The organism is Cupriavidus sp. USMAA2-4 (assembly GCF_001854305.1).
Classification (GTDB): Bacteria; Pseudomonadota; Gammaproteobacteria; order Burkholderiales; family Burkholderiaceae; genus Cupriavidus; species Cupriavidus malaysiensis.
In genome coordinates this window covers 1,922,758-1,947,523 of record NZ_CP017748.1, presented here as the reverse complement: position 1 = coordinate 1,947,523, position 24,766 = coordinate 1,922,758, and the positions used below count along the sequence as shown (strand labels likewise).

21 protein-coding genes are annotated in these 24,766 nt (G+C 70.3%); 10 read left to right on the top strand and 11 right to left on the bottom strand.

Features of this window, described 5'->3' with window-relative positions; translation table 11 throughout:
• Positions 1-230 precede the first annotated feature (230 nt).
• The gene (locus tag BKK79_RS08495) at positions 231-899 is read right to left on the bottom strand and encodes an alpha/beta hydrolase (RefSeq protein WP_071010937.1); all 669 of its coding nucleotides are present in this window, start codon (positions 897-899) and stop codon (positions 231-233) included.
• A gap of 269 nt (positions 900-1,168) precedes the next feature.
• Between BKK79_RS08495 and BKK79_RS08490 the strand changes: the two genes are divergently transcribed.
• Positions 1,169-2,080 carry a glutamate/aspartate ABC transporter substrate-binding protein gene (locus tag BKK79_RS08490; RefSeq protein ID WP_071010938.1) on the top strand — a complete coding sequence of 304 codons (912 nt, stop codon included), beginning with the start codon at positions 1,169-1,171 and terminating at the stop codon, positions 2,078-2,080.
• A gap of 133 nt (positions 2,081-2,213) precedes the next feature.
• On the opposite strand, the gene BKK79_RS08485 is transcribed toward BKK79_RS08490, so the two are convergent.
• Positions 2,214-3,107: a MurR/RpiR family transcriptional regulator gene (locus tag BKK79_RS08485; RefSeq protein ID WP_071010939.1), complete on the bottom strand. Its 894-nt coding sequence runs from the start codon at positions 3,105-3,107 to the stop codon at positions 2,214-2,216.
• A gap of 210 nt (positions 3,108-3,317) precedes the next feature.
• Between BKK79_RS08485 and BKK79_RS08480 the strand changes: the two genes are divergently transcribed.
• Positions 3,318-4,655 (top strand): aspartate aminotransferase family protein, encoded by a 1,338-nt coding sequence (locus BKK79_RS08480; protein ID WP_071038471.1) that lies wholly within the window; start codon positions 3,318-3,320, stop codon positions 4,653-4,655.
• 11 nt (positions 4,656-4,666) lie between these two features.
• Entirely contained in the window at positions 4,667-5,518 is an 852-nt protein-coding gene (locus BKK79_RS08475; protein WP_071010940.1) for a 3-keto-5-aminohexanoate cleavage protein, read from the top strand.
• A 152-nt stretch (positions 5,519-5,670) separates the two neighbouring features.
• On the opposite strand, the gene BKK79_RS08470 is transcribed toward BKK79_RS08475, so the two are convergent.
• Positions 5,671-5,916: a hypothetical protein gene (locus tag BKK79_RS08470; protein WP_071010941.1), complete on the bottom strand. Its 246-nt coding sequence runs from the start codon at positions 5,914-5,916 to the stop codon at positions 5,671-5,673.
• A 106-nt stretch (positions 5,917-6,022) separates the two neighbouring features.
• Here BKK79_RS08470 and BKK79_RS08465 point away from each other — a divergent pair, with 106 nt between their 5' ends.
• The gene (locus tag BKK79_RS08465) at positions 6,023-7,225 is read left to right on the top strand and encodes a pyridoxal phosphate-dependent aminotransferase (RefSeq protein WP_071037532.1); all 1,203 of its coding nucleotides are present in this window, start codon (positions 6,023-6,025) and stop codon (positions 7,223-7,225) included.
• Here the strand turns inward: BKK79_RS08465 and BKK79_RS08460 are convergent.
• From BKK79_RS08460 to BKK79_RS08440, 5 genes are read right to left on the bottom strand one after another with little or no spacing between them, the layout of a single operon-like run.
• Positions 7,210-8,871 carry an efflux transporter outer membrane subunit gene (locus BKK79_RS08460; protein WP_084084613.1) on the bottom strand — a complete coding sequence of 554 codons (1,662 nt, stop codon included), beginning with the start codon at positions 8,869-8,871 and terminating at the stop codon, positions 7,210-7,212. The genes BKK79_RS08465 and BKK79_RS08460 overlap by 16 nt on opposite strands.
• A 9-nt stretch (positions 8,872-8,880) precedes the next feature.
• Positions 8,881-10,032, bottom strand: coding sequence for an ABC transporter permease (locus tag BKK79_RS08455; RefSeq protein ID WP_071010943.1), 1,152 nt, complete (start codon positions 10,030-10,032; stop codon positions 8,881-8,883).
• Positions 10,029-11,018 carry an ABC transporter ATP-binding protein gene (locus BKK79_RS08450; RefSeq protein ID WP_071037531.1) on the bottom strand — a complete coding sequence of 330 codons (990 nt, stop codon included), beginning with the start codon at positions 11,016-11,018 and terminating at the stop codon, positions 10,029-10,031. Before BKK79_RS08450 ends, BKK79_RS08455 begins: the two co-directional genes overlap by 4 nt.
• The gene (locus tag BKK79_RS08445; protein ID WP_084084611.1) at positions 11,015-12,019 is read right to left on the bottom strand and encodes an HlyD family secretion protein; all 1,005 of its coding nucleotides are present in this window, start codon (positions 12,017-12,019) and stop codon (positions 11,015-11,017) included. The genes BKK79_RS08450 and BKK79_RS08445 overlap by 4 nt, the downstream gene beginning before the upstream one ends.
• Before the next feature lie 20 nt (positions 12,020-12,039).
• Entirely contained in the window at positions 12,040-12,783 is a 744-nt protein-coding gene (locus BKK79_RS08440; protein WP_071010945.1) for a TetR/AcrR family transcriptional regulator, read from the bottom strand.
• 232 nt (positions 12,784-13,015) lie between these two features.
• Here BKK79_RS08440 and BKK79_RS08435 point away from each other — a divergent pair, with 232 nt between their 5' ends.
• Complete coding sequence (locus BKK79_RS08435; RefSeq protein ID WP_083383931.1) at positions 13,016-14,440, top strand: carbohydrate porin; 1,425 nt, start codon at positions 13,016-13,018, stop codon at positions 14,438-14,440.
• A gap of 21 nt (positions 14,441-14,461) precedes the next feature.
• On the opposite strand, the gene BKK79_RS08430 is transcribed toward BKK79_RS08435, so the two are convergent.
• Complete coding sequence (locus BKK79_RS08430; protein ID WP_071010946.1) at positions 14,462-14,917, bottom strand: MarR family winged helix-turn-helix transcriptional regulator; 456 nt, start codon at positions 14,915-14,917, stop codon at positions 14,462-14,464.
• 86 nt (positions 14,918-15,003) lie between these two features.
• Between BKK79_RS08430 and BKK79_RS08425 the strand changes: the two genes are divergently transcribed.
• Together BKK79_RS08425 and BKK79_RS08420 are read left to right on the top strand one after the other, a co-directional pair.
• Positions 15,004-16,146: a substrate-binding domain-containing protein gene (locus BKK79_RS08425; RefSeq protein ID WP_232346285.1), complete on the top strand. Its 1,143-nt coding sequence runs from the start codon at positions 15,004-15,006 to the stop codon at positions 16,144-16,146.
• Positions 16,147-16,416: 270 nt separating this feature from the next.
• Positions 16,417-17,931 carry an amidase gene (locus BKK79_RS08420; protein ID WP_071037530.1) on the top strand — a complete coding sequence of 505 codons (1,515 nt, stop codon included), beginning with the start codon at positions 16,417-16,419 and terminating at the stop codon, positions 17,929-17,931.
• Positions 17,932-17,986: 55 nt separating this feature from the next.
• Here the strand turns inward: BKK79_RS08420 and queF are convergent, their stop codons facing one another.
• Together queF and ilvA are read right to left on the bottom strand one after the other, a co-directional pair.
• A complete protein-coding gene (gene queF / locus BKK79_RS08415) occupies positions 17,987-18,820 on the bottom strand; it encodes an NADPH-dependent 7-cyano-7-deazaguanine reductase QueF (protein WP_071010948.1) in 834 nt (277 codons plus the stop codon).
• A 93-nt stretch (positions 18,821-18,913) separates the two neighbouring features.
• The gene (ilvA, locus tag BKK79_RS08410; RefSeq protein ID WP_071037529.1) at positions 18,914-20,440 is read right to left on the bottom strand and encodes a threonine ammonia-lyase, biosynthetic; all 1,527 of its coding nucleotides are present in this window, start codon (positions 20,438-20,440) and stop codon (positions 18,914-18,916) included.
• 206 nt (positions 20,441-20,646) lie between these two features.
• Here ilvA and otsB point away from each other — a divergent pair, with 206 nt between their 5' ends.
• From otsB to BKK79_RS08395, 3 genes are all read left to right on the top strand, one after another.
• Positions 20,647-21,411 carry a trehalose-phosphatase gene (gene otsB / locus BKK79_RS08405; protein WP_071010950.1) on the top strand — a complete coding sequence of 255 codons (765 nt, stop codon included), beginning with the start codon at positions 20,647-20,649 and terminating at the stop codon, positions 21,409-21,411.
• A gap of 106 nt (positions 21,412-21,517) precedes the next feature.
• Positions 21,518-23,275 carry a glycoside hydrolase family 15 protein gene (locus BKK79_RS08400; RefSeq protein ID WP_156811344.1) on the top strand — a complete coding sequence of 586 codons (1,758 nt, stop codon included), beginning with the start codon at positions 21,518-21,520 and terminating at the stop codon, positions 23,273-23,275.
• A gap of 74 nt (positions 23,276-23,349) precedes the next feature.
• Positions 23,350-24,744, top strand: coding sequence for an alpha,alpha-trehalose-phosphate synthase (UDP-forming) (locus BKK79_RS08395; RefSeq protein WP_071010952.1), 1,395 nt, complete (start codon positions 23,350-23,352; stop codon positions 24,742-24,744).
• The last annotated feature ends 22 nt before the right edge of the window (positions 24,745-24,766 follow it).

Genomic DNA, 24,766 nt, shown 5'->3' with positions numbered 1-24,766 from the left:
TCCGGTAGTTTTCCCGCACTTGTCCCACACTTGTCCCGCCACTTATCCAGGGACTTATCCCAAGACTTATCCACAGGATTTTGCGCGGCATGACCGCTTGTGCGCTTGTGCCGCGGCGTCGATCGGGGGGGGCAGCCGGGGCGGGGTGCCGCATCGGCGTGCGCTACCGCCAGGAGATGGTCGGCCTGCCACCGCAAGCGCAGGCACCAAGCGGCAGGCGTCGGTCCGGGCTAGGCGGCTTCGGGCGGCCGCCGCAGATAGCGTTCCGCCACGCCGCGCAGTACCGGCAGGCGCCCGCTGAAGAAATGGTCCGCGCCGGGGATCACCACCACCGGCAGCTGCTGCGGCCGGGCCCACTCGAACACGTGGCCCAGCGGCACGGTTTCGTCGCGTTCGCCGTGCACCACCAGGGCATGGGCCGGCACCGCCGGCGTGTCGTAGTCGCGGCGGCCGGCGATGGCGCCGGCAGGAATGCCGGCCAGGATCAGGTGGTGGATCGCCACGCCTGCCTGCACCAGGCGCCCGGCCACGTGCGACTGCACGAAAGCGCCGAAGGAGAAGCCGGCCAGCGCCAGTTCCCCGTCCGGATGCGCTGCGCGCAGGCTGGCGACCACCGCGAGCAGGTCCTCGGTCTCGCCGATGCCCTGGTCATGCGTGCCCTCGCTGCGGCCCACGCCGCGGAAGTTCGGCCGCAGTGTCAGGAAGCCGAACGATTGCAGCGCCCGCGCCAGTTGCTGCGGCACCTTGTGCAGGGCGGTGCCGCCCAGTTCGGGGTGCGGGTGGGCGACCACCGCCACGCCGCGCATCGGTCCCACGGGCGCATCGCGCAGGACATCGATATGGCCGGCGGGGCCCGCAAGGGCGATGCGTTCGGTCGGCGGGGGCGTGGTGCTGGACATGACGGCGGGGAAACGGCTGCAGGCGCGGGCGGACGGGTCCGCATTGTCGCACGCCTGCCGCCGTCGGCGCGGTGCCCAGGCAGGGTGCATGGGCGGCAGCGTGCACCAGCGCCGGCATCGAGTGAACGATTATTGTGATCCATGTGTTGCTTTCCGCGGATTTCATAACATATGTTTCATGGTTATCCATGATGGAACAGTTGTTGCTCATTGCTTAGCATCCGGATCGCGATGGCTCATCGCGTGGATGCCAACCCAAGGAGCATTGAATGAAAGTCGTGAAGCGCACCAGCCTGGTTGCCGCATGCCTGGCCTCCCTGCTGGCCCAGGGCGTGGCCGGCGCCGCCGACGTGCCGGCCAGCCCGACGCTGGGCAAGATCAAGCAGGCCGGCATGATTTCGATCGGGCACCGCACCTCGTCCATCCCGTTCTCGTACTACGACAGCAACCAGAAGGTGGTGGGCTTCTCGCAGGACATCTGCGACCGCGTCATCGCCCAGGTGAAGAAGGCGACCGGCCTGCCGGCGCTGCAGGTGCGCATGGTGCCGGTCACCTCGCAGAACCGCATCTCGCTGGTGCAGAACGGCACCGTCGACCTCGAGTGCGGCGTGACCACCAACCTGAAGGCGCGCCAGCAGCAGGTCGCCTTTTCCACCACCTTCTTCGTCGCCGGCACGCGCCTGCTGGTGAAGAAGGACGGCCCCGTGCACGATTTCGCCGATCTGTCGGGCCGCACCGTGGTCACCAACGCCGGCACCACGTCCGAGCGTATCCTGCGCCGGCTCAACGACGAGAAGAAGGCCAATATCACCATCCAGAGCGCGAAGGACTACGGCGAGTCCTTCCTGATCCTGCAGTCCGGCCGCGTCGCGGCCTTCATGATGGACGACGTGCTGCTCTCCGGCGCCCGCACGCTGGCGCAGAATCCTGCCGACTGGACCGTGGTGGGCACGCCGCAATCCTTCGAGGCCTACGGTTTCATGATGCCCAAGGACGATCCGGGCTTCAAACAGCTGGTCGACGGCGTGATGACGGGCCTGATGAAGAGCGGCGAGATCGAGGCGCTCTATGACAAGTGGTTCAACAAGCCGGTGCCGCCCAAGGGGATCAACTTCGAATTCCCGATGAGCGACATGGTCAGGAAGGCCTACGCCAACCCGAACGACCAGGCCTTCGAATGAGGCCCGCGGCAGGGGAGGAGGGCGCCGGCGCGCCCGGTGTCCTGCATCGCTGGTGCGCCGGCCCGGTCCGCCGGCAGGCCTGGCACGGTTTCTTGCCGGGCCGCGTGCTTCCGCTGGCTGAGGATCCTGGACGCTAGCGGCCGCCGGCCGGCGCATAGGCGCCGGTCTGGTGGAGCTGGCCTTCGGCCAGTTCCAGGGCGCGGATCGCCCCCTTGCCCTGCTTGGCGAGCAGTTGCTCGACCAGGGCTTCGACGGTCGCCACGCCGGCGCTGACGGAGGGAAAGAAGGACGGGCTCTCCACCGAGAACAGCAGGGTGCAATCGGCCTCCAGTGCGATCGGCGACACCGTGCTGTCGGTCAGGGCGATGACCGTGCAGCCGCTGGCGCGCGCCAGCGTGGCGACGCGGATGCTCTCCTGCGAGTACGGCGCGAAGCTCGCCACGAAGACCGCATCCTCGGGCGCCAGCGCACGCAGTTCCATCTCCAGCGTGCCCGCCTCGCCGCGCACGAGATGCACCGAACTGCGGAACAGCCGGTACACATAGTGGAAGGTGAAGGCGATCGGGAAGCAGGCGCGGAAGCCGGCGATGTGCAGGCTGGGCGCCGCCGCGATCAGCTCGGCCGCGCGCGGCAGCGATTGCGCGTTGGCATTGGCGATGCGGTCCAGGTTCTGGTGCTGCGCTTCCAGCATCTCGGCCAGCATCCTGCCCGACTCGGTCTCACGCACCACCTTGCGGGCACGCTTGGCGTACGGCTGCGGGCCGGCGCGCAGCACGTCGACGAACAACTCGCGCAGGCTCTGCCAGCCGTCGAAACCGAGGAACTGCGACAGGCGTACCAAGGTGGCGGGCTGCACGCCGGCATTGCCGGCCAGCTTGCGCATCGACAGCACCGGAATGTCTTGCGGATGGTCGAGCAGGTAGCGTGCGCCACCCTGGAACTGCGCGCTGAGTTCGGGAAACAGGCTGCGCAGCCGGGCGAGCAGTTCGTCGGGACTGCGTGGCGGTTGAAGGGGGTCGGATGGCATCGGGAATTCCGGGCGATGAGTGCAACGATTGTTGCACAACTTCCATGACAGCCGTGCTGGCCCCCTGCTGCCATCCGGGTTTGAAATGCATGTATCTTGCGTTTTATTGAGGAAACATATGTTGCATTGGCCGGGGCGCTTTCCTATACTGGCGACTTCCAGGCCGCACCGGCGCAAGGCCGGTGCGGCCACGTCCTCTCCGTCTTCTCCATGACCCACGTATTCCACCGCAATCCCCGCCAGGCCCTCCCCATGGCCGTGGGCGGCCAGGGTATCGAACTGATCGACAGCAACGGCAAGCGCTATCTGGATGCCTCCGGTGGCGCGGCCGTTTCCTGCCTGGGGCACGGCCATCCGCGCGTGATCGAGGCGATCCAGCGCCAGGTGCAGACGCTGGCCTATGCGCATACCTCCTTCTTCACCACGGAACCGGCGGAGGCGCTCGCGGCCACGCTGGCGGAGGCGGCACCCGGTGATCTCAACCACGTCTACTTCGTCTCGGGCGGGTCGGAGGCGGTGGAGGCTGCGCTCAAGCTCGCGCGCCAGTATTTCGTCGAGACCGGGCAGGGCACGCGCCGCCATTTCATCGCGCGGCGCCAGAGCTACCACGGCAATACGCTGGGCGCGCTGGCCATCGGCGGCAACGCCTGGCGGCGCGAGCCCTTCCTGCCGCTGCTGGTGCCCGCGCACCATGTCTCGCCGTGCTATGCCTACCGCGACCAGGCCGCGGGCGAGACCGGCACGCAGTATGCGCAGCGGCTGGCCGACGAACTGGAGGCCAAGATCCTCGAACTCGGACCGGACAGCGTGGCTGCCTTCGTGGCCGAGACGGTGGTGGGCGCTACCGCCGGCGCGGTGCCGCCGGTGGCCGACTACCTGAAGCGCATCCGCGCGGTGTGCGACAAGTACGGCGTGCTGCTGATCCTGGACGAGGTGATGTCCGGCATGGGCCGCACCGGCCACCTGTTCGCCTGCGCGGAGGATGGCGTGGTCCCGGACATCGTCACCATCGCCAAGGGGCTGGGCGCCGGCTACCAGCCGATCGGCGCCACCCTGTGCACCGACCGTATCTACGACGCCATCGTGGGCGGCAGCGGCTTCTTCCAGCACGGTCATACCTATATCGGCCATGCCACCGCCTGCGCCGCGGCGCTGGCGGTTCAGCGCACCATCGCCGAGGAGGGGCTGCTGGCCAATGTGCTGGCGCGCGGCGAGCAGCTGCGTGCGCGCCTGCGCGAGGCACTGGGCGCGCATCCCAACCTGGGCGACGTGCGCGGACGCGGCCTGTTCGTCGGCGTGGAGTTCGTCGCCGACCGCGCCAGCAAGGCGACCCTCGATCCGGCGCTGAAGACGCACGCCAGGCTCAAGACGGCGGCCATGCAGCAGGGCCTGCTGGTCTATCCGATGGGCGGCACCGTCGATGGCGTGCATGGCGACCATGTCCTGCTGGCGCCGCCCTTCATCTGCACCGAGGCGGACATCGAGCGCATCGTCGCGCGCTTCGTCGCGGCAGTCGGCGAGGTACTGCCGGCGCAGCGGGCGGCCTGAGGGAGAGCGCGATGACGAATCCCGCAGGCAACACGGCGCAGCCGTTCTCGCTGGCCGTCGCGCCCAACGGCGCGCGCAAGACCCACACCGATCACCCGCGGCTGCCGATGACGCCGGCGGAACTGGCGCAATGCGCCAAGGATTGCCTGGACGCCGGCGCGGCCATGATCCACCTGCATGTGCGCCGCGCCGACGGCACCCACAGCCTGGAAACCGCCGACTATGCGCCGGCCATCGACGCGGTGCGCCGCGCCGTGGGCGAGGCGCTGGTGATCCAGCTTACGACCGAGGCGGTCGGCATCTACCGGCCCGACCAGCAGATCGCCGCGATCCGCGCCTTGCGTCCGGAAGCCGCTTCGGTGGCGGTGCGCGAGCTGCTGCCGCAGGAGGGCGACCCGGCGCAGGCGCGCGACTTCTTCCATTGGATGCACCGCGAGCGCGTGGTGGCGCAGTACATCCTCTACGATGCGGCAGACGTGCGGCGCTACGCCGCGCTGCGGGCCAGCGGCGCGATTCCGCCGGGACGGCACTGGGTGCTGTTCGTGCTCGGCCGCTACGCGGCCGGGCAGACCTCGACCCCGGCCGACCTGCTGCCTTTCCTGCAGGCCTGGCGCGAGCATGGCATGGAGCTGGCGGGCACGCCGTGGGCGGTCTGCGCCTTCGGGCCGCAGGAGGCCGCCTGTGCCACGGCAGCGGTACTGCTGGGCGGGCACGCCCGCATCGGCTTCGAGAACAACATGCAATTGCCGGACGGCAGCGTCGCGCCCGACAACGCGGCCTTGCTGGCCGGCGTGCGCGGTGCGCTGGGTGCGCTGGCGCTGCCGCCGATGGATGCGCACGCGCTGCGCGCGCTGCTGGCGTAGCCGGCCGCGAGCCACCGCGAGCCACCGCGGGCCACCGCGGGCCACCGCGGGCCACCGCCGGAACGGCGCCGCGGTGGCAGCGGACCTGTCACAATGGGGGTCCCGCAATCCGTCCGGAACACAACCGGCAATCCCGCCGTGAGGCCTATCCTTTACATCACCTTGCTGGCATCGCTGGCGGTCCCGCTGGCGTCCGCCGCGGGCGCGCAGCCGGCCGCGGCAAGCGGCCCGGCGGCGAAGGCGCGAAGCCAGCGCGCAGGCGGGTCGGCCTCGCGGCCGCCGGCCAGGGCGGCGCGCACGGACGGCCGCGACGCCGCCAGCAGCTCGAGCCAATACGCGCTGCGGCCGGACTCCGACGGCGGCAGCAGCTTCGGCCTGAAGCCGAAGTTCGGCTTCACGCCACGCGACAGCGGCCGCTAGGGCCCCGCTCCGCACCGGCGGCATGCCCGCGGCGCGGCTTTTGGAGTACGCTTGCTGCGCACCCCAAGCCCAGGAGACCTGCCGATGTCCCAGCCAGCGGTTCCCCCTTCCGCCGAGTTTCCCGCGCAGGCACGTGCGGCCGTGCGCCAGCTGCGCGCCTCGCGCATCCGCGAGGTCGCCAATGCCGGCATCGGCCGGCCCGACGTGCTGCCCTTCTGGTTCGGCGAGTCGGACCAGGTCACGCCAGCCTTCATCCGCGAGGCCGGCAGCCGGGCGCTGGAGGCCGGCGCCACCTTCTACACGCACAATCTCGGCATCACCGCGCTGCGCGGCGCGCTGGCCGAGTATGTCAGCGCGCTGCACGGACCCACCAGCGTGGCGCAGGTCGCCGTGACCAGTTCCGGCGACAGCGGCCTGATGCTGGCGGCCCAGCTGGTGGCCGGCGCTGGCGACCGCATCGTCGCCGTCACGCCGCTTTGGCCCAACCTGGTGGAGATCCCCAAGATCCTCGGCGCCGCGGTGCATACCGTATCGCTCGACTATGGCGCCGACGGCTGGACCCTGGACCTGGAGCGCCTGCTGGCCGCGCTGACGCCGGACACGCGCGCGCTGCTGATCAACTCTCCCAACAACCCGACCGGCTGGACCATGCCACGCGCGGTACAGCAGGCGGTGCTGGCGCACTGCCGCCGCCACGGCATCTGGATCATCGCCGACGAGGTCTACGAGCGGCTGTATTACGGCGACGAACCCGGCGTGGGCGGCGCCGCGCCATCCTTCCTCGACATCGCCAGGCGCGACGAGCGCGTGATCTGCATCAATTCCTTCTCCAAGGCCTGGCTGATGACCGGCTGGCGGCTGGGCTGGATGGTCCTGCCCGAGGCGATGGAGGGCGACCTGGGCAAACTGATCGAGTACAACACCTCGTGCGCCCCCGCCTTCGTGCAGGAAGCCGGCGTGGTGGCGGTGCGCGAGGGCGAGGTCTTCACGCGCGACCTGGTCGGCCGGCTGCGCGCGGCGCGCGATCATCTGGTCGGCGCGCTGTCGGCCTTGCCGGGCGTGGACGCCCATGCCCCCGATGGCGCCATGTACGTGTTCTTCCGCCTGGCCGGCACGCGTGACAGCCTGGACCTGTGCAAGCGCCTGGTGCGCGAGGCCGGCCTCGGCCTGGCGCCCGGCAGCGCCTTTGGCGACGAAGGCGAGGGATTCGTGCGCTGGTGCTATGCCTGCGGCACGGAGCGCCTGGACGAGGGCGTGCGGCGCCTGCGGGACTACCTGGCGCGCTGAGCCATGCTGGCGCCGTCCGCGCCCGCGCGCGGATGTGCGGCGCGAGCGGCGGGTGCCGGTTCCGTTCGCGCTTCCGCTTCCGTTTCCGTTTCCCTCTCCGTCTCCTGCCACCAGCCTCCGCCCAGCGCCTGCAGCAGCGCCGCCGAGTCCGCCAGGCGGGCGGCCTGGGCCTGCACCAGGTCCTGCGCGGCCTGGCGGTACTGGCGTTCGGCATCGAGCAGCGCGAGCTGGCTGACGCCGCCGGCCCGGTACTGCGCCGCGACGATGTCCAGCGTCTCACGCGCCCGCTGCGCGGCATCGGCGCGCGCGCGCAGTGCCAGCGCATCGGCCTCCAGCGCGCGCAGCGCGTCGGCCACCTCCAGCAGGCCCTGCAGCACCACCTGGCGGTAGGCCGCCAGCGATTGCGCGTAGGCGGCCTGCGCACTGCGCCGGCGCTCGAGCAGCTCGCCGCCGTGGAAGACCGGTTGGGCCAGGCCGGCCGCCAGGCTCCACACGTTCAGGCTGCGGAAGAGGTCGCCGGCCGACAGGCCCTGCGTGCCGGCGCTGCCGCTCAGGGTCAGCTGCGGGTAGAGGTTGGCGGTGGCCACGCCGATATTGGCCGAGGCCTGCTGCAGCAGGGCCTGGGCGGCGGCGATGTCGGGACGCCGCTGCGCCAGTGTCGACGGCAGGCTGAGCGGCAGCGCCGCGGGCAGGTGCAGGGTGTCGAGGTCGAAGGCGGGCAGCGCATCCTCGCCGCTACCGCGGTCTGGCGCGCCCTCGTCGTCGCTGGCGCCGGCGGGCGCCAGGCCCAGGTACACCGCCAGCTGGTGGCGGCTGGCGGCAAGCTGGCGCGCCAGGCCGGGCAATTGCGCCTCGGTCTGGTCGAGCACGCCCTGCTGGCGCCGCACGTCGACCTCGGCCACGCCGCCGGCCGCGAGCCGCGCGCGCGTGATGTCCAGGCTGCGCCGTTGCGCGGCCGTCTGTGCGCGCAGTTCGGCAATCTGCGCGCGCAGGCCGGCCTCGCGGATGGCCGCCGTGACCACGTTGGCGGCGAGCGCCAGGCGCGCCGCCTGCCATTCGAAGCGCTGGTAGTCGACCGCCGCGCGCAGGCCCTCCAGCTCGCGCCGCTGCGCGCCGAACAGGTCCAGCACATAGGACACCTGCACCGAGGCCCCGTACAGCGTGAACGGTCCGGGGCTGGGAAAAGCGGTGATGCCCAGGCTCTTGATATCGACCTGCTGGCGCGTGCTGCTGAGCCTGGCGTCGATGGCCGGCCATTGCGTCGCCCCGCTGCGTGCGGCGAGATCGTGGCCGGCCTGCTCCAGGCGCGCGCGGGCCTGGGCGACGCCCGGATTGGCCGCCAGCGCGGCCTCGACGGTGCGGTCCAGCGCGGGACTGCCGAACAAGGTCCACCAGCGCTCGGGCACGTCGGCGCCGTCGTCGAGGACCTGCGCGCCGCCGTGGCGGCCTTCGGCCTGCGCCGTCCGGGGCGGCGCAGGCGGCATCGTGTAGCCGCTGTCCAGTGGGGGCTGCGGCGGCCGGAAGTCCGGTCCGACCGTGCAGCCCGCCGCCAGTGCCAGGCAGGCGGCGAGCACCGCCCGCCGGCGCAGGTGGCGCAGGCGGAGGACGGGGGCGGGACTGGCGTTGACTCCGGCAGGTCGACCCATGCTTGCCTCCTAGTCGAGCGTGCGCCGGTAGAAGCGCAAGGCGATGCCCATCACCACCACGGTGAACAGCGCCAGCGGCCACACATTGGGCCAGAGCTCCGGCCAGCCGTTGCCCTTCAGCAGGATGCCGCGTATCAGGCGGTGGAAGTAGGTCATCGGCAGGACGTTGCCGATGGCCTGGGCCCAGCCCGGCATGCCCTGGAAGGGGAACATGAAGCCGGACAGCAGGATGTTGGGCAGGAAGTAGAAGAAGGTCAGTTGAACCGCCTGCAACTGGTTCTGCGCCAGCGAGGACAGGGTGATGCCCACCGTCAGGTTGGCCGCGATGAACAGCAGCGCGGCCAGGTAGACCGCCAGCACGGAGCCGACGAAGGGCACGTGGAACACCCAGCGCGCCGCCAGCAGGATGATGGTGGCCTGGATCAGGCCGATGAAGATGTAGGGCACGATCTTGCCGGTCATCACTTCCAGCGGCCGCACCGGGGTGGCCAGCAGGTTCTCCATGGTGCCGCGCTCGCGCTCGCGCGTCATCGCCAGCCCGGTCATCATCACCATGGTCATGGTCAGGATCACGCCCATCAGGCCGGGGACGATGTTGTACTGGGTGATGCCTTCCGGGTTGTAGAGGCGCTGCACCTGCACGTCGAAAGGCGGATGGCCGCCGGCCAGCGGCGCCAGCGCGCCTTGCAGGTCCTTGCCGGCCACGTTGTAGGGCAGCTGGGTGAGCGCGGCGATGGCTGCGCTGGTGGCCGACGGGTCGGTGGCGTCCGCTTCCACCAGCAGGGCGGGGCGCTCGCCGCGCAGCAGGCGCCGCGTGAAGTCGGCCGGAATGCTGACCACGAACTGGACCTCCCCCTTCATCAACGCTTCGCGCCCCGCCTGCTCGCCGGGCAGCGTGCCCGCCACGCGGAAGTAGCTGGAATTCTGCAGCCCGGCGATGAAGGAGCGGGTGAACTCGCTCTGGTCGGCGGCGATCACCGCCGTGGTCAGGTGGCGCGGGTCGTTGTTGATGGCGAAACCGAACAGAAGCAACTGCATGATGGGGATGCCGACGATCATGGCGAAGGTGACGCGGTCGCGCCGCAGTTGCAGGAACTCCTTCAGCACGATGCTCCACCAGCGCTGCAGCGAGAAGCCGGGACGGGGCGCGGTGCCGTTCATGGCCGCGCTCCGCCATGCGCCGGAGCCGGCGCGCCGGCCGGCGCCCGCATATTGTCCTCGGAGCGGCTCATCATATGGATGAAGACATCCTCCAGGCTGGTCTCGGTGGCTTCGACGCGGTGCCGGGGCCCGGCCACGCGCGCGAGCGTGGCCGCCAGCGTGTCGGCATCGCGGCCGGTGACGTGCAGCGCGTTGCCGAACACCACGGTCTGCTCCACGCCGGGGGCGCCCTGCAACTGCTGCGACAGCGCGGCGAGGTCGTCGCCCAGCACCGACCAGGTGCTGAGCCGCTGGCCGGCCACCACCTCGGCCGCGGTGCCCTGTGCCAGCAGCTTGCCGTAGGCGATGTAGGCCAGCTTGTGGCAGCGCTCGGCCTCGTCCATGTAATGGGTGCTGACCAGCACCGAGATGCCGCGCGCGGCGAGCTGGTGGAGCTGTTCCCAGAAGTCGCGCCGCGCCTTGGGGTCGACCCCGGCGGTGGGCTCGTCGAGCAGCAGCAGGCGCGGTTCGTGCAGCAGGCAGGCGGCCAGCGCCAGGCGCTGCTTCCAGCCGCCGGACAGTGCGCCCGCGAGCTGGCCGGCGCGCGCCGCCAGGCCGAGATCCTCGAGCGCACGCTCGACCGCCTCGCGCCGGCGCGGCATGCCGTAGACGCGGGCGACGAAGTCCAGGTTCTCGCGGATCGACAGGTCGTCCCAGTAAGAGAACCGCTGCGTCATGTAGCCGACACGGCGCTTGATCTCCGCGCTCTCGCGCAGGATGTCGAAACCCAGGCAGCTGCCCGCGCCGCCGTCAGGAGTCAGCAGGCCGCACATCATGCGGATCGAGGTCGTCTTGCCGCTGCCGTTGGGGCCGAGGAAGCCGAAGATCTCGCCGTGTCCGACCTGCATGGTCAGGCCGTCCACCACCAGGCGGTTGCCGTAGCGCTTGCTCAGGCCGCGCACGTCGATGGCGGGCGCGGCGTGGTCCGGTGCGTCGGTCGGGCTCATGGACGGAAGACCTCCACCGGCTGCCCCGGGTGCAGGGCCGCCGCGTCGGCGAGCGCGGGATGGGCTTCGACGAGGAAGACCAGCTTGCGCCGTGTCTCGTTGCTGTAGATCACCGGCGGGGTGTACTCGGCCTCGTTGGCGATGTAGCTGATGCGCACCTGCAGCGGTCGGGCGCAGCCGTCGCAATGCATCGTGACCGCTTCGCCATTGCGCAGCGCGCCCACCTCGGCCTCGGGCACGAAGAAGCGCACCTTGACGTTGCCCGGCGGCAGCATGCGCACCACCGGGCTGCCGGCCGGGACCCACTCGCCGAGGCGGAACACGGTGTCGTAGACCAGTCCACCCTGCGCGGCGGCGACGCGCTTGCGCGACAGCTTCCATTCCGCCTGGGCCAGCGCCGCGCGCAGCGCTTCCACCTGGCGTGCCTGCGCCTCGCGCTGGGCTTCGCGTCCCGGCAGGCGGGCCACCGCGACGCTGCGCTCCAGCTCGCGCACGCGGGCCGCATCGGCCGCGGCGCCGGCGCGGCTGTCATCGAGCTGGGCCCGGGCGATGCCGCCGGCGGCGAACTGGACCTGGTCGCGCGCGTACTGGGTGGCGCTGCGCTGCGCCTGGGCACGCGCCTGGGCGAGCTGGGCGCGGTTGACGTCGACCTCCGGCCGGCGCTTGCCGGTCGCCAGGTCCGCCAGCTGGGCCTGGGCCGCCTGCAGGGCGGCGGCGGCCTGGTCGCGCGCGGCGCGCTCGTCGTCGTTCTCCAGCGCGAACAGCGGCGCTCCCGCCACGACCTGCTGGCCGCGCGCCACCGACAGCTGGTCGAGCCGGCCGGCGAACGGCGAGGCCACATTGACGAACTCGCCTTCGACATAGCCCTGCCAGGCAGTCGGTGCCGGCTTGCCGCAGCCGCCCAGGGCCGAGGCCGCGGCCGCCAGGACCAGCCAGGTGCGGGCAGGAGAGGCACGCGGCAGGCGCGGGCGGCAGGGCAGGGTGCGCAGGCGGTTCGGCATGGCGGCTCCGGATGGCGGGCTCAGGCGTTGGCGGGTGGCCAGGGCCGTGCTGGCGCGAGGGCATGCGCCAGCAGCGTGCTGACGTGGCGTACCAGGGCCTCGCTGTCGAGCGCGGCGGCGCCGGGCAACTGTCGCCAGATGTGCGCGGTAGCGAGCGGCAGCAGCGTCAGCCCGATCAGCGAAACGATCAGCAGGGGCGGTTCCAGCCCGGGGGCGAGCGCGCCGCGCGACTGGGCTGAGCGCAGCAGCACGATCAGCCGCCCTGCGCGCGGCAGCGCGAAACGCTGCAGCATCCGTTCACGCAGTTGGCCGTCGACGCCGGCGATCTCGCGGATCCACAATCCGGGAAACCATGGCGTCGCGGCCGCGGCGCGGATCAGGCGCTCGGCGATGCCGCACAGCAGGGCCGCGAGGTCGGCGGCGCTATCGCCGGCCTTGGCCGTGCTGCCGTCGGCCAGCACGGCGTCGATCGGGGAAAAGACCTGGTCGACCAGGGGATGCAGGCGTTCGTCGACCACGGCATCGAGCAATTGGCCGCGCTCTCGGAAATAGTAGTGAACCAGGGCCGGCGTGACGCCGGCAGCGGTCGCGATGGCCCGGATCGGCGTGGCGGCGACGCCGCGCTCGGCGAACAGCGAGGTGGCCGTATCGAGGAGGTGGGAGCGCTGGTCCGGGCCGGCGTCGCCGGAAGGGCCGGGCCGGCTCGGCCGCCCCGGCCGGCGGCGACCGGCGCAAAGGGGTGCGGTGAGAGGTGGTGCGGCCATGGCGCCCTCCTGTCGATCGTTTCATATTAATTGTTGGGTTAATTAATTCAAGAACGATCGCCAGGTGCTGCGGACCTGGGCCAGGATGACTGGAAAAGCCCGCTCGGGGTGGCGTTTGTTGCAATGCAGCAATACAAGGTGGACATGTCATGCAGGCTTGGCTATGCTTCGTGCGCCCAATAACCGAGCGGACCCGTGCAAGCCCGCTCCCTGCCCCTCCTGCCGCCATTCCATGCTGTTCCGCCGACTCGCCAACGGGGCGCTGCGTCCCCTGCCTTGCCTGCTGTTGAGCGCCGCCTGCTCGCTGGCCGCCGCGCCGGCATGGGCGCAGAGCACGGCACAGGACGCGCCGCCCGCGGCCGCCGCCCCGGATGCCGCCGTCGCGCCGCCGGCGCAGCGTACGCCGCTGGAGATCCTGGAAGACCGCTTCGCCTTCCACGGCCAGGCCACCTATATCTGGCAGCGCCAGCCGGCCTTCGATGCGGCCTATTCGGGACCGAACAGCCTGATGTCGCAGCGGGCCAAGAGCTATTCGTTCAGCACCACGCTGGATTTCGGCGCCAGGTTGTGGAACGGGGCCGAGTTCCACTTCAACCCCGAGGTCACGCAGGGCGTGCCTTTCTCCGACCTGCACGGCGTAGGCGGCCCCACCAACGGCGAACTGGCCAAGGTATCGAGCACCAACCCGACCATCTACCGTGCGCGCGCCTTCCTGCGCCAGACCTGGGGGCTGGGTGGCGGCAGCGAGGAGCAGGAGGCCGACTTCAACCAGTTTGCCGGTTCGGTCGACAAGCGCCGCCTGGTGCTGACCGCCGGTAACTTCGGCGTGCTCGATGTGTTCGACCAGAACGACTACGGTTCCGACCCGCGCACCCAGTTCATGAACTGGTCCTTCATGGCGCACGGCTCCTTCGACTATCCCGCCGACGCGCGCGGCTACGACTGGGGGTTCGCGCTGGAGTATGTCGGCGACGATTGGTCGGTGCGCTTCGGCCATTTCCTGCAGCCGCGCGAATCGAACGGGCTGCCGCTGGATACGCGCCTGTTCAAGCACTACGGCGATATCCTGGAATTCGAGCGCCGCTACCGCCTGGCCGGGCAGCCCGGCGTGGCGCGCCTGCTGCTGTGGCGCAACCAGGCGCGCATGGGCTCCTTCAGCGATGCCCTCGGCTACGGACAGGCCACCGGCACCACGCCCGACGTCGCCAACGTGCGCGAGGAGCACGCCAAGCTCGGCATCGGCGTATCGCTGATGCAGAAGGTCAATGACTCGCTCGGCGTGTTCCTGCGCGCCAATATGTCGGACGACAAGACCGAGACCTACGCCTTCACGGAGATCGGCCGCCAGGTGGCGGTGGGCGGCATGCTGGCCGGCACGGCCTGGGGCCGGCCGCGCGACAACCTCGGCATGGCGGTGGCGATCAATATGCTGGGGCCGAACCATCGCGCCTACCTGGCCGCGGGCGGGCAGGGCGCCTTCCTGGGCGACGGCGCGCTCGACTATGCGCCGGAACAGGTGTTCGAAGTGTTCTACAGCTTCCAGGCCTTCAAGTACCTGAGCATCAGCCCGGACTTCCAGTACATCCGCAATCCCGGCTACAACGCCGCGCGCGGTCCCGCCAGGTTCTACGGCGTACGCTTCCACAGCGAATTCTGAGCGCCGCGCCGGCGCGCGCGATCAGCCCGGGGCCGGGCCGCGCGTCTCGTCCAGCGTGCTGAGCAGGGTCCGCAACTGGCGCGCCTTGGCCGCGCCGAGGCGGTGCACCAGGCTGTCTTCGTGCGCCTGTACGAGGGCATCCAGCCGCGCCGACAACTCCAGTCCCTGGTCGGTGGCGTAGAGCAGCACGCGGCGGTTGTCTGCGCTGTCGGGACTGCGCATCGCCAGTCCCTGGGCGATCATCTTGTCGACCAGCTTGGTCAGCGTGGGCGGGTGCATCAGCAGCGACTGCGCGACTTCCCCCATCGCATGGCCGTGCGCATCCGCCAGCACGCGCAGCACTTTCCAGTGTTCGACCTGCACGCCTTCCGCGGCCAGCGCGGCTTCGAGCCGCGCCTGCACGGCGGCGTGGGCACGGGCGAGATGCTGGGTGAGGTAGCCGTCGAAGGCGGCCGGGGGCGGAGTGGTGCGGGACATTGCGCTAGTATAGGGGAAAACTTTCCCAGGAAAATATTCCGCCCCAGGCCCACGGCGTGTTCCCGGGCGCGCAAGGAGACGACGCGATGCAATGGAAGCCGCTGCCCGCGAAGCCGGCCGACACCGGCGACGAGCCCGTGGACGATCCCTGTGCCACCTGCCTGGTCGGGCCGCCGCCGCCGCCCCGCACGCGCCATGCGGGCCGGCTGGAAGTGGCCTTGCTGGTGCCGGTGCGTGGAGCCACCGGTATCTGGGGACCGTCGGCGCGCGCCTGTGCCCAGCTCGCCGCCGAGGAACTGAACCGCGCCGGCGGCGTCGGCGGCCGCGAGCTGCGCCTGCACGTGTTCAACGCCGCCGACGAATGCCGCGATATTCCGCAGCAGCTGGGCGCGCTGATCGACGAGGGCGCCCTCGACGCGGTGGTGGGCATGCACACCAGCGCGGTGCGCGGCCGGGTCAGCGCCGCCACGCGCGGACGCGTCCCCTTCGTCTACACGCCGCTTTACGAGGGCGGGGAACGCGCGCCCGGCGTGTATGCCATCGGCGAGACGCCGGATCTGCAGTTGCTGCCCGCGCTGCGCACCCTGTGCCTGCGCTACGGCGCGCGCCGCTGGGTCTTCGTCGGGCACGACTGCGTGTGGCCGCGTGCCTCGCACCGCTTCGCCGGGGCCGCCCTGCAGGCGCTGGGCGCGCAACTGCTGGCCGACCGCTACACCCGTCCGGCCTGTGGAAGCTACCGCGCGGTGCTCGACGAGATCGAACGACTGCGTCCCGATGCCGTGCTGCTGTCGCTGGTCGGCCAGGATGCCATCGACTTCAACCGCGAGTTCGCCGCGCGCGGCCTGGCGCGCCGCATACGGCGCCTGTCCTGCGCGATCGAGGAGAATGCCCTGCTCGCCATCGGCGCCGACAGTACCGCGGGGCTGTTCGCCTGCGCCGGCTACTTCGCCACGCTGGGCCACGATGCCAACATGGCCTTCAAGGAGCGCTATCACGGCCGCTACGGCGAGCGCGCGCCGGTGCTGAACGCGCTGGCCCAGTCGGCCTACGACGGCGTGCATTTCCTGGCCGCGCTGCTGGCAGCGCCGGGCCGCGCGGCGGGACGGCGGGCGCCGCTCGCCTTCCGCAGCGTGCGCGGACTGTCCTGGCAGGGCAACGCGCGCGTGCAGCAGCCGGTCTTCCTGGCCGAGGCCGATGGCCATTTCTTCCAGGTGACTGAGCGCCTCTGACGATACCGGCCAGCATGGCCGTGGCCGGCCGTCAGCGGCCGGCGACAAGGGGGCCGGCGCCCCGGGGCGTGCTTGTCGGGTGTTCCTGGCGTGCTCGTGGTTTCCCCTAGGATCCAATTATTTTCCTTGGAAAATATTTCCAGGGAAAATAATATGCTCGCTGTCGCGGCGGTGCAGGGCGATCGCATGGCGCAGCCCAGGCCCCCGCCGGCCGTCCCTTTCCGGCCGCCCCTTTTCCTGCCGTTCTGTCCCCCCTTCCAAGGAGCCCCCATGCCCGTGAAGCGACCGACCCTCGCCCAGATGCGCGAACTCACCGCCAGCCTGCACATGACGATGAGCGAGGCCGAATGCGCCGACTACCTGGCGCTGATGGAAGGCAGCATGCAGGCGTACGACCGCCTCGAAGCGCTGCCGGACTTCGTTCCCGCGCCGCGCTATCCGCGCGACGCGGGATACGCGCCGCCGCCGCAGGAGAACCCGCTCAATGCCTGGTACGTGAAGACCGAGGTGAAGGGCGCGCCGGCCGGGCCGCTGGCGGGGCGCGCGGTGGTCCTGAAGGACAACATCAGCCTGGCCGGGGTGCCGATGATGAATGGCGCCTCGACGCTGGAGGGCCATGTGCCGTCCATGGACGCCACCGTGGTGACGCGCATCCTCGATGCCGGCGGCACCATCGCCGGCAAGGCGCACTGCGAGTACTTCTGCCTGTCGGGCGGCAGCCACACCAATGCCACCGGCCCGGTGCACAACCCGCACCGCCATGGCTACATCGCCGGCGGCTCGTCCTCGGGCTGCGGCGCGCTGGTGGGCTCGGGCGAGGTCGACATGGCGATCGGCGGCGACCAGGGCGGTTCCATCCGCATCCCGGCTGCCTTCTCCGGCTGCTACGGCATGAAGCCCACGCACGGGCTGGTGCCCTATACGGGCATCATGCCGATCGAATCCACCATCGACCACACCGGGCCGATGACGCGCACGGTGGCCGACAACGCGCTGCTGCTGGAGGTGATCGCCGGCCCGGACGGGCTCGACCCGCGCCAGTACGCGCCGCGCGTGGCGCGCTATACCGAGGCGCTGGGCAAGGGCGTGGCGGGACTGCGCATCGGCGTGGTGCGCGAGGGCTTCGGCCACGCCAACAGCGAACCCGGGGTCGATGCCAAGGTGCGGGCGGCGGCGCGGCGCCTGGCGCAGCTCGGCGCCGAGGTGGAGGAGGTCAGCATTCCGATGCACGCCGACGGCGTCGCCATCTGGACGCCGATCGCCCTCGAAGGCCTGCAGGCGCAGATGATGCACGGCGACGGCATGGGTTTCAACTGGAAGGGCTTGTACGACACCGCGCTGATGGCGCGCCATGCGCGCTGGCGCGAGCAGGCCGACCGGCTCTCGCCCACGCTGAAGCTGTCGATGTTCGTCGGCGAGTTCTACCTGCGCCAGTATGGCGGGCGTTTCTATGCCAAGGCGCAGAACCTGGCGCGCCAGCTGCGGCTGGCCTACGACGCGGAGCTGGAGCGCTTCGACCTGCTGCTGATGCCGACCCTGCCGATCACCGCCAAGCCGATCCCGGCGCCGGACGCGCCGCTGGCCGAGGTGATCCAGCGCGGCTTCGAGATGGTGGCCAACACGGCGCCCTTCGACGCCACCGGCCATCCGGCCATGAGCCTGCCCTGCGGTCTCGACGATGGCCTGCCGGTGGGCCTGATGCTGGTGGGCCGGCACTGGGGCGAAGCCACGATCTACCAGGCCGCGCATGCCTTCGAGCAGGCCGGCGACTGGCGCGGGCTGTAAGGCGTTCGGGCGTTCGGGCGGACCGGCCGCGGCAGCGGCCGTGCCGTCCCGTGGACTACTGGCGCGCGTTGCGCCGGTTGTCCGGCCAGGGCGTGTTGTAGTTGGTGCGGAAGGGGTTGATGTCGAGCCCGCCGCGCCGCGTGTAGCGGGCGTAGACGGCGAGCTTGACCGGCTTGCACTGCCGCAGCACGTCCATGAAGATGCGTTCCACGCACTGCTCGTGGAATTCGTTGTGGTTGCGGAACGAGATCAGGTACTTGAGCAGGCCTTCCTGGTCGATCGGCGCGCCCACGTAGCGGATCTGCACGCTGCCCCAGTCGGGCTGGCCGGTCACCAGGCAGTTCGACTTGAGCAGGTGCGAGACCAGCGTCTCTTCCACCGGCGGCGCTTCCTGGTCCGCGCGCAGCAGATGCGGCGCGGGCTCGTAGACGTCGGTCTCGATGTCGAGGCGGTCCAGCAGCAGGCCGTCCAGCTCGCCCATCTGCTGGCGCGCGAAGTCCCCTTCGGCGGCGAGCCGGACCTGCACGGTGGCGCCGGCGGCTTCCGACAGGTCGTGGTGCAGCAGCTGCTGCAGGGCCTCGGGCGAAGCGATCTTGCTCTGGTTGAACGAGTTCAGGTAGAGCTTGAACGACTTCGACTCGACGATATTCGGCGACTCGGCCGGGATGATGAAGCTGGCCAGGGCGACCTGCGGCTTGCCCTTCATATTGAGCCAGGACAGCTCGTAGGCGTTCCAGATGTCGACGCCGAAGAAGGGCGGCCGCTTGCCTTCGGGCAGGCCGATCTCGGTGCGCTTGGGCTGGCGCGGGATGGGGAAGAGCAGGGTGGGGTCGTACTCGGTCTTGTAGGCCGAGGGCTTGCCCAGCGGGGAATGTTCGGGAAGGCTCATGGTTTGCCTCGCTGGCCGTTCCCGCGCGGGCGGGAACGGCCTGGGGTTGTGCCGGGATCCGGGCAGAACGCGGGCGGAACGCGGGCGAAATGCTCAGGCCAGGAACAGCTTGTAGACGGGATTGTCGGTCTCGTCGGTGTGCGTGTAGCCCAGCGTGGACAGGAAGGCGCGGAAGGCGCGCTTGTCGCTCTTCGGCACCTGGATGCCCACCAGGATATTCGAGGTGTCGCCGCCCTGGTTGCGGTAGTGGAACAGGCTGATGTTCCAGTTCGGGCTCATGCTGGTCAGGAACTTCATCAGCGCGCCGGGACGCTCGGGGAACTCGAAGCGGTACAGCAGCTCGTCCTGCGCCAGCGGCGAATGGCCGCCCACCATGTAGCGGATGTGCTGCTTGGCCAGCTCGTCGTTGGACAGGTCCAGGGTGGCAAAGCCGTGGCGGCGGAAGTTGGCGGCGATCTTGTCGCTCTCCGCGCGGCTGCTGATCTGCACGCCGACGAAGATGTGCGCCACGTCGTTGTCCGCGATGCGATAGTTGAACTCGGTCACGCTGCGCGTGCCCACCAGCTCGCAGAAGCGCTTGAAGCTGCCGCGCTCTTCCGGGATGGTGACCGCGAACACCGCCTCGCGCGCCTCGCCGACCTCGGCGCGCTCGGCGACGAAGCGCAGGCGGTCGAAGTTCATGTTGGCGCCGCAGGCGATGGCCACCAGTGTCTCGCCCTTGAGCTTCTCGCGCTCGGCGTAGGCCTTCAGGCCGGCGACCGCCAGCGCGCCGGCCGGCTCGAGGATGCTGCGGGTGTCCTGGAACACGTCCTTCAGGCCCGCGCAGATGGCGTCGGTGTCCACCAGGATGATGTCGTCGACCAGTTCGCGCGTGATGCGGAAGGTCTCCTTGCCGACCAGCTTGACCGCGGTGCCGTCCGAGAACAGGCCGACGTCCTTGAGCTCGACGCGCTTGCCGGCGTCGACCGAGCGCTTCATGGCGTCCGAGTCCACCGTCTGCACGCCGATGACCTTGATGTCGGGGCGTACCGCCTTGACGTAGGCGGCGATGCCGGAGATCAGGCCGCCGCCGCCGATGGCGACGAAGATGGCGTGGATCGGCGCCGGGTGCTGGCGCAGGATCTCCATGGCGATGGTGCCCTGGCCGGCGATCACCTCGGGATCGTCGAAGGGATGGATGAAGGTCAGCTTGTGCTTCTTCTCCAGCTCGGCGGCGTGCAGGTAGGCGTCGCTGTAGGACTCGCCGTGCAGCACGATTTCCACCCACTTGCCGCCGCGCTCGCGCACCGCATCGATCTTGACCTGGGGCGTGGTGACCGGCATGGCGATGATGGCGCGGCACTGCAGGCGCGCTGCCGACAGTGCCACGCCCTGCGCGTGGTTGCCCGCCGACGCAGCGATCACGCCGCGCTTGAGTTCCTCGGTCGTCAGCGAGGCCATCTTGTTGTACGCGCCGCGCAGCTTGAAGGAGAACACCGGCTGGGTGTCCTCGCGCTTGAACCACACGGCATTGCCGGTGCGGGCCGAGAGCTGGTGGGCGTAGGTCAGGTCGGTCTCCTGCGCCACGTCGTACACCTTGGCGGTCAGGATCTTCTTCAGGTAGTCGGGTTTGCGGGTCATCGTCGGCGCCGGCGGGCGGGTCAGTAGCGGCGGCCGGCGCAAGCGCGGCCGTGTGGCTGGAAAATGCGGAAAGCGCTAATGATAATGGATGGCAGGGTGGGGCGAAGCGGCGGCCGATGCGGCGCCGACGCCATGTCGCCGGCGCCGGCCGTGTAGGACAGCGCCGGGTGGACGATCGCCGGAACCGCATGCTAGGGTGTGCAACGATGCCTTCGCTTCCTCTGATCGAACCGGATACCGCGCTGTTCCTCGACTTCGACGGCACGCTGGCCGACCTGGCGCCGCGCCCCGACCTGGTGCGCGTCGAGCCGGAACTGCTCGGCACGCTGCGGCGCTTGCACGAGGCGCTGGATGGCGCCCTGGCCATTGTCTCGGGACGCCCGATCGCCGAGCTGGACGCTTTCCTGCACCCGCTGCGCCTGCCCGCCGCCGGCGTGCACGGTGCCGAGTACCGCCACGATGGCGAGGCCGCAGCAGTGGCCGCGCCGCCGGCGCTGGCGCTGCTGTGGGAGCGCCTGGCGCCGCTGGCGCGGGCCTATCCCGAGCTGTTGCTGGAGCCGAAATCGGCCGCGCTGGCCGTGCACTACCGCGCCGCGCCGCAGCTCGAGGCCCTGGTGCGCGCGGCCTTGGCCGAGGCGGTGCGCGGGCTGCACGGCCTGGAGATCCTGCCGGGCAAGATGGTGATGGAAGTCAAGCCGGCGGGCATCGACAAGGGCAGCGCCATTGCCGCCTTCATGCGTGCCGAACCGTTCGCTTCGCGCCGGCCGCTGTTCGCCGGCGACGACGTGACCGACGAAGCGGGCTTCGTCGCCGTGCATGCGCTGGGTGGCCTTGGCGTGCTGGTGGGCGAGCGCCCCAGCGCCGCCGGCGTCAGCGTGCCGGGCCCGGCGGCGCTGCGCTGCTGGCTGCACCGATCCGCCGCGGCGCTGGCCGCGCCGCGCGGGGGACCGTTCCGGACCGCGTTCACCTGAAGGAGGCATCCCTGTGACCCAAGCGCCCACCGCAGCTGCCGCGGCTGCCGATCCCTCTGCCCAGCCGGATGCCGGGCCGCATGCGCCGTCCTCGCTCGCGCTCGGCATGATCGGCAACTGTTCGTTCTCGGCGCTGGTCGATGCGCGCGCCCGCATCGTCTGGTGCTGCCTGCCGCGCTTCGACGGCGACCCGGTCTTCAATGCCCTGCTCGATCCCAGCGAGAACGGCGGTCATTTCTCCGTCGAGTTGGAGAATTTCCACCGCTCGCGCCAGTGGTACGAGCCGAACACCGCCGTGCTGCACACGCGCCTGACGGATACCCACGGCAATTGCGTGGAAGTGACCGATTTCGCACCGCGCTTCTTCCGCATGGGGCGCTACTTCCGCCCCATCACCCTGGTGCGGCGCATCCGTCCCGTGCGGGGTGCGCCGCGCGTGCGCGTGGTGGTGGCGCCGCGCTTCGAATGGGGCCGCACGGTGCCGCAGGTCACGCGCGGCAGCAGCCATGTGCGCTTCATCGGCGAGAACATGACGCTGCGCATGACCACCGATGCGCCGCTGACCTATGTGATGTCAGGAACGCCTTTCCTGCTGACCCGGAGCTGCGACTTCATCCTCGGGCCGGACGAGACCCTGGCCGGCGGCGTGGAGCAGACCGCACGCGACTTCGAGCAGGAAACCGTTGCCTACTGGAAGATATGGTCGCGCCGGCTGGCGGTGCCGCGCGAATGGCAGGACGCGGTGATCCGCGCGGCCATCACGCTCAAGCTGTCGCTGTTCGAGGAAACCGGCGCGATCGTGGCCGCCATGACCACCAGCATTCCCGAGGCACCGCACAGCGGCCGCACCTGGGACTACCGCTTCTGCTGGCTGCGCGACGCCTTCTTCGTGATCCGCGCGCTCAACAGCCTGTCCGAGGTCGGCACCATGGAAGACTATCTGCGCTGGCTGTCCAATGTGGTGATGCAGTCGCGTGACGGCCATATCCAGCCGCTCTACGGCATCGGCCTGGAGCGTGAATTGCCCGAGGCCGTGCTGGACTACCTGCCGGGCTATCGCGGCATGGGGCCGGTGCGGGTCGGCAACCAGGCGCAGGAGCATTTCCAGCACGATGTCTACGGCAATGTGGTGCTCGGCGCGGCGCAGGCCTTCCATGACCACCGCCTGCTGCACCGTGGCGGCCCCACCGAGTACCACATCCTCGAGCAGGTGGGCGAACAGGCGGTGCGCGTGTTCGGCACGCCCGATGCCGGCATGTGGGAGCTGCGCACGCGCGCCCGCGTGCATACCTCGTCGGCATTGATGAGCTGGGCGGCCTGCGACCGTCTCGCCAAGATCGGTGACAAGCTGCAGCTGCCCACGCGCGCGGCCTACTGGCGCGAGCACGCCGAGCGCATGCGCGCGCGCATCCTGGCCGAAGCGTGGAGCGAATCGCGCCAGGCCTTCGCCGAGAGCTTCGGCGGGCGCGATCTCGATGCCAGCGCGCTGCTGATGATCGAGGTGGGCTTCATCGACCCGCTCGACCCGCGCTTCGTCGCCACCGTGGACGCGCTCGAGAGGTCGCTGTGCGACGGACCCTTCATGCGTCGCTACGAGGCTCCCGACGACTTCGGCAAGCCCGAGACCGCCTTCAACATCTGCACATTCTGGCGTATCGACGCGCTGGCGCGCATCGGCCGGCGCGAGCAGGCGCGCGAGATTTTCGAAGCCATGCTGGCGGCGCGCAATCCACTCGGACTGCTGTCGGAAGACACGCATCCGGTCAGCGGCGAGATGTGGGGGAACTTTCCGCAGACCTATTCGATGGTCGGCCTGATCAACGGCGCCGTGCGCCTGTCGGCGCCGTGGGACTCGGTGATCTGAGCCCGCGCGAGGCTGCCATGGCGGCCTCGCGCGGGCACGCTCGGCGACTGGAGTGAACGACGACAAGGAAGACGATGGGTAGACTGGTGGCGGTATCGAACCGCGTCGCCGATCCGCGCAACGCGTCGGCCGGCGGCCTGGCCGTCGCGCTGGGCGAGGCGCTGAAGGTGACGGGCGGGCTCTGGTTCGGCTGGAGCGGCAAGGTGGTGGAGACCGCGCAGGGCGGCACGCCCGGCGAGGGCGAACTGCACCAGCAGCAGGCCGGCAATGTCACGCTGGCCACGGTGGACCTGTGCCGGGAGGATCATGATGGCTACTATCTGGGCTACAGCAACGGCGTGTTGTGGCCGGTGTTCCACTATCGGCTGGACCTCGCGGACTTCGACGCCGGCCAGAACCTGAACATCTACCGGCGCGTGAACCAGCTGTTCGCGCGCAAGCTGGCGCCGCTGCTGGAGCCCGACGACGAGATCTGGATCCACGACTACCACCTGATCCCGCTGGCGGCCGAGCTGCGCGCGATCGGCTGCAGCCAGCGCATCGGCTTCTTCCTGCACATACCGCTGCCGCCGCCCTTGATCCTGGCTGCCATTCCGCAGCACGAGTGGCTGATGCGGGCGCTGTTCGCCTACGACCTGGTCGGCTTCCAGAGCCATGCCGACCTCGAGCACTTCGGACGCTACGTCCAGTCCGAGGCCCGCGCCGAGCCGATGGGCGAGCATCGCTACCGGGCCTTCCACCGTACCGTGCGTGCGCAGGCCTTCCCCATCGGCATCGATGTCGACGAGTTCGCCGAGCTCGGCCGCGGCCCGGAAGCGCGCGAAACCTACGAGATGATGATGGCGCAGTATGCGCGCCGGCGGCTGCTGCTGGGGATCGACCGGCTCGACTACTCGAAAGGCCTGCCGCAGCGGCTCAAGGCCTTCCAGATCCTGCTGGCGGAGTATCCGGAGAATCGCATGAGCGCTACGCTGGTGCAGATCGCCGCGCCCTCGCGCGAGAGCGTGGACGCCTATGCGGACCTGCGTCGCGAAATGGAGGGCATTACCGGTGCCATCAACGGCCGCTATGGAGAACTGGACTGGATGCCGGTGCGCTACATCCATCGCACCACTTCGCGCCGGCGCCTGCCGGGCCTGTGCCGCGCCAGCCGCGTGGCCCTGGTCACGCCGCTGCGCGACGGCATGAACCTGGTGGCCAAGGAGTACGTGGCCGCGCAGGACCCGGCCGATCCCGGCGTGCTGGTGCTGTCGCGCTTCGCCGGTGCCGCCGAACAGATGAAAGAAGCGCTGCTGGTCAATCCCTACGACACGCGCGCCACCGCGCAGGCGGTCCAGCAGGCGCTGCACATGCCGCTGGCCGAGCGCCAGGCGCGCCACGGCAAGCTGCTCGAGCGCATCCGCGCGCAGGACGTGCACTGGTGGAGCGGGGAGTTCCTGCGCACGTTGGCCGAGTCCGACTGCGGCTGACCGGGTGGGCGCGGACCGCCGC